The organism is Kitasatospora sp. NPDC091257 (genome assembly GCF_044757675.1).
In the GTDB taxonomy this organism is placed as follows: Bacteria; Actinomycetota; Actinomycetes; order Streptomycetales; family Streptomycetaceae; genus Kitasatospora; species Kitasatospora lactacystinica.
The window spans coordinates 1-6,885 of the sequence record NZ_JBIVVI010000409.1 but is presented as its reverse complement, the minus strand read 5'-3'; the positions used below and the strand labels follow the sequence as shown (position 1 = coordinate 6,885).

The following is a 6,885-nucleotide window of genomic DNA, read 5'->3' as shown; positions in this document are numbered from 1 at the left end:
GGCGGCTTCGGCCTTGGGGCGCCACACCGTCGCCAGGCGGGCCGGGGTCATCGACGTCAGGATGCCGTCGTCGAGCACTCGGACACCAGCCTGCCCGGCTACCTGTTCCTCGTCGACGACTCCGGCGCCCGGCGCCCCACCGTCCTGTTCACCAGCGGCTTCGACTCCACGCTGGAGGAGGCGTACTTCGCCGTCGCCGCGGCCGCGCTGCGCCGCGGCTACAACGTCCTCGCCTACGACGGTCCGGGCCAGGGCGCGGCGCTGCGCGAGCAGCGGCTCGCCTTCCGCCCGGACTGGGAGGCCGTGGTGACCCCGGTGGTCGACTACGCGCTGACCCGCCCCGAGATCGCCGCCGACGGGCTGGTCCTGTTCGGCTACAGCCTCGGCGGCTACCTGGCCGCACGCGCCGCCGCCCACGAACACCGCCCGGCCGCCCTGGTGCTGGACGACGGCCTGTACAGCTTCGGGGAGGCCCACGACCGGTTCATGCCGCCGTTCCTGCGCGAGTGGATCGAGGCCGGCCGGGACGACCTCGTGGAGCCGGTCATGGCTCTGCTCATGCAGGCGAGCACCCAGTTGCGCTGGGCCCTGCGCAACGGGGTGTGGACGTTCGGCGCCGCATCGGTGGCGGACTACATCCGCCGCACCGCCGACTACACCCTCGACGGCGTCGCCCAGCTCATCGACTGCCCCACCCTCGTCCTGGACGCCGAGAACGACCAGTTCTTCCGCGGCCAGCCCCAGCGGGTCCAGGCCGCGCTGACCTGCCCCCACACGCTCGTCACCCTGACCGAGGCCGAGGGCGCGGGCGCACACTGCCACATGGGCGCCATGTTCCGCTTCCACCAGACGGTCTTCGACTGGCTGGACACCACCCTGGCGCGGGCAGCCGGGCCCGCGAGCTGACGGGCGCGCCCACCGGCCGACCACTCCACGCCGACCCGGCCCGCCCCGCCCCGCGCCGACCAACCGACCGACCGACCGACCGACCCGACCACGCCCGCGGGACACCCCCGCGGATGCGCCTCCGGCCGGGTCCGTCCCCTGCGCGAACCCGACCGGCCGCCCGTGCGGCGCGTACGGGACGGGCGCGTCGACCAGGCCTGCGGCCGGATACGGGTGCGTCTGTCCTGTGCGTGGAGATCGATCGTAGGCAGCCGGGCCTTACCGATCGCTTACCGATCCCCGGCCGCTCGCCATCGCCACCACGCGCCACCCCGCGCCGCCTACCGGATGTCGCTCAGCTCCCGCGCCTCCTCCAGCACCCGCGCGGCCGACTCCGGCAGCCCGGCCGCCTGGTACGCCCGGCCGAGCGCGCGCAGCGCCTCCGCCAGGAAGGAGCGCCAGCCGCGGGCCCGCCACACCAGCACCGACTCCTCCAGATGCGCGACCGCCGAGGCGTGGTCCCCCGCCGCCAGGTCCAGTTCCCCCAGGATGCCGAGGGCCTGGGCGAGGTGGTGCCCCAGGTCGAACCGGCGGGCGATGGCCAGTGCGGCCTCCGCCGTCTCCCGGGCGCGCCCGTCGCCGGTGGCCGCGTACAGCATGGCCAGGTAGAGCAGCGAGAACGCCTCCACGTAGCGGTCCTTGAGGCAGCGGGCCATGGCGAGCGAGTGGAGGAGCAGCTCGCCGGCCCGCTCCACCTGGCCGGCCCGGCCGTGGGCGGCTCCGAGGAACTGGATGGCGGTCGCCTCGAAGCGGGTGTTGCCGATCAGCCGGGCCAGCCGCAGCGTCTCGGTGAGGTGCTCGATCGTGCGGTCGAGGTCCGTCTCCCCGTGGGCGATGGCGATGATCTGGTGCGCCCGGGCCTCGCCGCCCGGGTGGTCGTGGGCGGTGGCGAGGTCCAGGGCGCGGTGGCCGGCCTCCAGGGCCTCCTGTTCGCGGCCCTGGGCCACCAGGCTCCAGGCCGTCAGGACGAGGGCGTCGGCGGTCCCGCGTTCCTCCCCGACCTGCTCGAACAACCCCTGCAGGTGCCGGGCGCGGGCCTCCAGCGCGACCATCGTCTCGGTGCCGTCCTTCAGGTCGACGGTCGTCCCGGAGCCGTCGGCCGGGGTGGTCCAGGTCGTCACCTCGATCAGGCCGCGGGTGAGCACGGCCGTGCCCAGGGCGTCGTCGGCGGTCCGGCAGGCCTGGAGGACCGTCAGGTGGGTGGTGCGCCAGTCGTCGTACAGGCCCCGCACGTCGCAGTACTTCTCCTGGCAGGCGGCGAGGTCCCACGCCACCGGCACCATGCGCAGCGCGGCGGCCTGCCGGGCGCTCGCGTTCAGGGCCGGCTGCTCGGCGTCGAACCAGGCCATCGGGTCGTCCAGCAGTGCCGCCGCGACACCGGACGGCATCGGGTGGCGGGGTGCGGTGCCGTGGATCGGCGCGAAGCACGGCCCGGGCACCTGGTCGGCCGCCTGCTCGGCCAGCCAGAGCCAGGCGCCGAAGGCCCGTTCGAGCGCGGCGGTACGCGCGGCCGGTTCGTCCGCGGCCTCGGCGTGCTCGCGCGCGTACAGCCGGACGAGGTCGTGGAAGCGGTAGCGCAGATGCGGCTCCGTGCCGGTCTCCTGCAGGAGTTGGGCGTCGATCAGCTCCTCCAGCTGCCGCTCGGCCTGCTCCGGCGGGATGCCGGCCATCGCCGCCGCGGCCCACGGCGCGAAGTCGGGCGCGTCGAGCAGTCCGAGCAGCCGGAACGTGCGGCGGGTCGGCTCCGACAGCCGGGCGTAGCCGACGGCGAAGCCCGCCCGTACGGCCAGGTTCCCCGCGGCCAGCTCGTCGAGCCGTCGCCGTTCGTCGCGCAGCAGGTGGGCGAGCCGGGCCAGGGTCCGGCGCGGCCGGGCGGCGAGGCGGGCCCCGGCGATGCGGACCGCCAGCGGCATGCCGCCGCACAGCTCGACGATCTGGGCGGCGGCCACCGGTTCGGCGGCGACCCGCTCGTCCCCGAGGATGCGGCGCAGCAGCGTCCGGGCGTGGGGGGCGTCGAGTTCGTGGAGGTCGACGAGCCGGGAGCCGGGCAGGGCGGTGAGCGCGGCGCGGCTGGTGACGAGGACGGCCGGTCGGGCACCGGGCCGGTTGCCGGACCCGTCGCCCGGCCGGCCGTCCGCAGCCGCCGGTGTGCCCGGGAGCAGCGGGACGATCTGCTGCTCCCCCGCGGCGTTGTCGAGGAGGACGAGCGTGCGGCGGCCTGCGAGCAGGGTGCGGTACAGCGCGGAACGCTCCTCCAGGGAGGCCGGGACCTCCCGGGGGTCGGCGCCGAGGGCGCGCAGGAAGGCGGCCAGGACGCCGGCCGGGTCGGCGGGCGTCTCGTCGGCCCCGCGCAGGTCCGCGTAGAGCCTGCCGTCCGGGTAGTCGACGGCGGCGAGGTGGGCGGTGTGGACGGCCAGCGCGGTCTTGCCGATGCCGCCCATGCCCGCGATCACCGGCACCCGGCCGGCCGCCAGGGCGTCCAGCACGATCCTCACCTGCTCGTCGCGTCCGGTGAAGTCCGGGACGTCCCGGGGGAGTTGGGATGGCACGCGGGCGGGCCCGGGGTCCGGCCGGGCGCCCTCCCGGTCCTGCGCCAGCAGCGCCAGGAAGACGTTCCGCACCTGCTCGCCCGGCTCGATCCCGAGCTCCTCGGACAGCCGCCGGCGCAGTGCCTGGAAGCGGCGCAGCGCCTCGGCCGCCCGGCCGTCCGCCGCCAGCAGCTCCAGCAGGGCGGCCTGCAGGGGCTCGTCGAACGGGTACTCCTCGGCGAGCGCCGTCAGGGCGGGGACGGCGGTCCGGGACGCTCCGGCGGCCGTCGCGGCCCGGGCCAGCGCCAGGGCGGTGGCACGCACTTCGTGCTCCACGGTCGTGACCAGCGGGTCCTCGCGGTTCACCCGTTCCAGCCCGGCCAGCACCGGGCCGCGCCGCAGGCCGATCGCCCCGGCCGGGTCCCCGTCGGCGGCGAGCCTGCGGAACCGTCCGAGGTCCACCGCGTCCGGCCCGGTCACCAGCCGGTAGCCCTGCCCGTCGGACTCCAGCGCCACCGCCTCGTCCCCGAACCGCCCGAGCCAGGTGCGCAGCCGCGACATCCCGGTGTGCACCGCGCCCCGGCCGACCCGGTCCGACTGCTCCGCCCACACGAGGTCCAGCAGCCGCCCCACGGGCAGCCGTTCCCCCTCCGCGAGCAACAGGGCCCCCAGCAGCCCCCGCAGCACGGTGGCCCGCGGCAGCGCCTGCGGCACGGCGTCCACATCGACCGTCAGGGGCCCCAGCAGCCCGAACGTCATCTTCATCCGCTTCAGTCCCTCAATGCTCACGACCGCACCGAGGCCCGCCCCGCCGCCCGATCGGGTGGCGCCCACCGACCTCGGCACGACCCTGACACTAGTCCGGGCACTGATCAACAGCGGCCACCGGCCCTGCGGTCCGCCGCCCGGCACCGCACCTCGGCGGTACCGCACCTCGGCGGTACCGCAGCTCGTCAGTACCGCAGCTCGTCAGTACCGCAGCTCGTCAGTACCGCACCTCGTCAGTACCGCACCTCGACGGTCGCTCCGGCGGCTCCCAGCTCGGCCGCCACGGCCTCGGCGAGGTCCGACGTCACGTCGTCGAGGACAACCGCGGGCAGCCGACCGAGCAGGGCCTTGCCGTGCCACAGGCTGAGCCCGGTCCGACGCCTGACGGCCTTCGCGACCTCCAGCACGCGCGGCCCCGCATCGGTCACCACGACGCGGATGGGCCCCCCGTCACAGACCAACTCGACGTACCCGTCCGCCGCCACCGCTCCCCCGCCCCCAGCCGTTGTCCGGAGAATGGACACTGCCGCGACGCCCGGTCGACCGGAATTCGCCCGGTCCGCGGGCCGGCCCGACCGGACGTCGGCTGCGGGGACCGTACAGCACGGTCCCCGCGGCGGCCCGGCCTACTGCCCGGTGGCCGTCTTCATGTAGGCGGTCCAGATCCGGGCCGGCACGGTGGCGTCGGAGGTGTCCGGGGTGGCGCCGCCCAGGCCTTCGAGGGAGAGGAGCTTCATGTCCTTCAGGTCCGCGCGGAACACGGTGACCGCCGTCGACAGCTGCCCGTTGTAGCCGACGAACCAGCCCGCCGTGCGGTCCGCGGTGGTGCCGGGTTTGGCGGCCAGGTTCGGGCCGGCCTCCGCCGCCGGCTTGGCGGCCCCGTCGCGGACGGAGCCCTTGAGTGCCGCGTCCACCTCGCCCGCGACCGCCGGGGTGAGTGCCTGGGTGACGGCGGGCAGGCGCAGGGGGAGCTGGACGCCGTTGCGGGAGATCCTGAGCACCGAGTACGGGTCGGTGTGGGAGCCGCCGGCCGCGAAGGCGGCGTACGCGTCGGCGGTGCGCAGGGCACTGGGGGTGGAGTTGCCGACGCCGAGGGCCGGTACGAGTTCACCGAGGCTGTTGGGGAGCAGGCCGAGGTCGGTGGCGGTCTTCTGCACCTTGTCCAGGCCGACGTCCATGCCGAGCTGCATCAGCGGCCCGTTGACGGACTGTTCGACCGCGTTCCGCAGGGTGACGCTGCCCCAGTTCCGCTTGCCGTCGTTGGCGGTCTTGACGATCTTCCCGTCCCGTCCCCAGTACGGCCCTTCCGGGGTCATCACGTTCACCCCGTCGTCGCCGTTGTAGGTGGTGGTGGGCGCGACCGGGGTGCGGTCGCCGCCGCGCCGGCGCTGCACTCCCTCGCCGAGCCCGGCGGCGTACACCACCGGGGTGAAGGCCGAACCGATCGGCACCGTCGTGGTGTTGGCGTTGTTGAAGCCCTGCTTCAGGTAGTCGGGGCCGCCGTAGAGCGCGACGACCCGGCCGTCCGGGGCCAGCGACGCGGCGCCGACCTTCAGGAGCTTGTCGGACTCGCGGTTGTCCGGGTCGATCCCCGCGGTGCCCTGCTGGACGGCGGCGACCAGGGCGTCGACCTTCGGCTTCTCGAAGGTGGTGCGGATCTGGTAGCCGCCGAGGTCGAACTGGGCCGGGGTGATGTCGCTGTGGCTCTCCACGTAGGCGCGGGCCGTGTCCACCAGGTACCCGATCTGGCCGCTCAGCCCCGCCGACTTCGGCTGCGGCTTGGGCTCGGGGAACACCGTGTACCGGGCGCGCTCGGCGGCGGACAGCTTGCCCACCTCCACCATCCGGTCCAGGATCCAGGACCAGCGCTCCTCGGCCCGTTCCCGGTTCGCCGCGCTGATCGCCGGGTCGTACTGCCCGGCGCCCTTCAACAGGGCGGCCAGAAAGGCGCCTTCGCTCGGGTCGAGTTGGGAGACGTCCTTGCCGTAGTAGGCGGCCGCGGCGCGCTCGATGCCGTAACTGCCGCGCCCGAACCAGCTGGTGTTCAGGTAGCCGGCCAGGATGTCCTGCTTGCTCATCCGGTCGTCCAGCTTGATCGCGATGGCGATCTCGCTGAGTTTGCGGGACATGTCCTGACGCTGGTTCAGGTAGATGTTCTTGACGTACTGCTGGGTGATGGTGGAGCCGCCCTGGGTGTCGCCGCCGGTGACCATCTGGACGACGGCACGGCCGATGCCGGTCACGGAGATGCCGGGGTCGGTGTAGAAGGTCTCGTTCTCGGCGGCCAGCACCGCCCACTGCACCGGCTCCGGCACCTGGGCGAGCGGCACCTCCTGCCGGTTGGTCGGGCCGATCCGCGCCATCTCGGTGCCGTCCGCCCAGTAGTAGACGTTGTTCTGCTGGGTGGCGAAGGAGTTGAGGTCCGCCGGGACGGCGGTGTTCGTGTAGAACCAGGCCAGGCAGCCCGTCAGCGCCGCCGCCCCGGTCCCGGCCACCAGCATTTGCTGCCGCCAGGAGGGGAGCCAGCGGCGGACTCCGCGCCGTCCGCGGCGCGGGTAGTCGATCCGCAGGAACCGGCGCAGGGGCGAACGCGGGGAGGCGCCCGGGTCCGGGGACCGGCACGGGTCCGTTGACCGGCTCGGGG

The 6,885-nt window shown here is 74.6% G+C and carries 4 protein-coding genes; 1 reads left to right on the top strand and 3 read right to left on the bottom strand.

The features are described from left to right. On the top strand, nucleotides 1-906 hold a 906-nt coding region (locus tag ACIQOV_RS19920; protein ID WP_401050141.1), incomplete at its 5' end, for an alpha/beta hydrolase family protein. A gap of 320 nt (nucleotides 907-1,226) precedes the next feature. On the opposite strand, the gene ACIQOV_RS19915 is transcribed toward ACIQOV_RS19920, so the two are convergent. The 3 genes from ACIQOV_RS19915 to ACIQOV_RS19905 form a co-directional block, all read right to left on the bottom strand. Beyond that, the gene (locus ACIQOV_RS19915) at nucleotides 1,227-4,262 is read right to left on the bottom strand and encodes an ATP-binding protein (RefSeq protein WP_401050139.1); all 3,036 of its coding nucleotides are present in this window, start codon (nucleotides 4,260-4,262) and stop codon (nucleotides 1,227-1,229) included. 212 nt (nucleotides 4,263-4,474) lie between these two features. Then, the gene (locus tag ACIQOV_RS19910) at nucleotides 4,475-4,669 is read right to left on the bottom strand and encodes a ribosomal protein L7/L12 (protein ID WP_401050137.1); all 195 of its coding nucleotides are present in this window, start codon (nucleotides 4,667-4,669) and stop codon (nucleotides 4,475-4,477) included. Between the two features lie 198 nt (nucleotides 4,670-4,867). Then, the coding region (locus tag ACIQOV_RS19905) for a transglycosylase domain-containing protein (protein ID WP_401050135.1) at nucleotides 4,868-6,885 on the bottom strand (2,018 nt) is incomplete at its 5' end.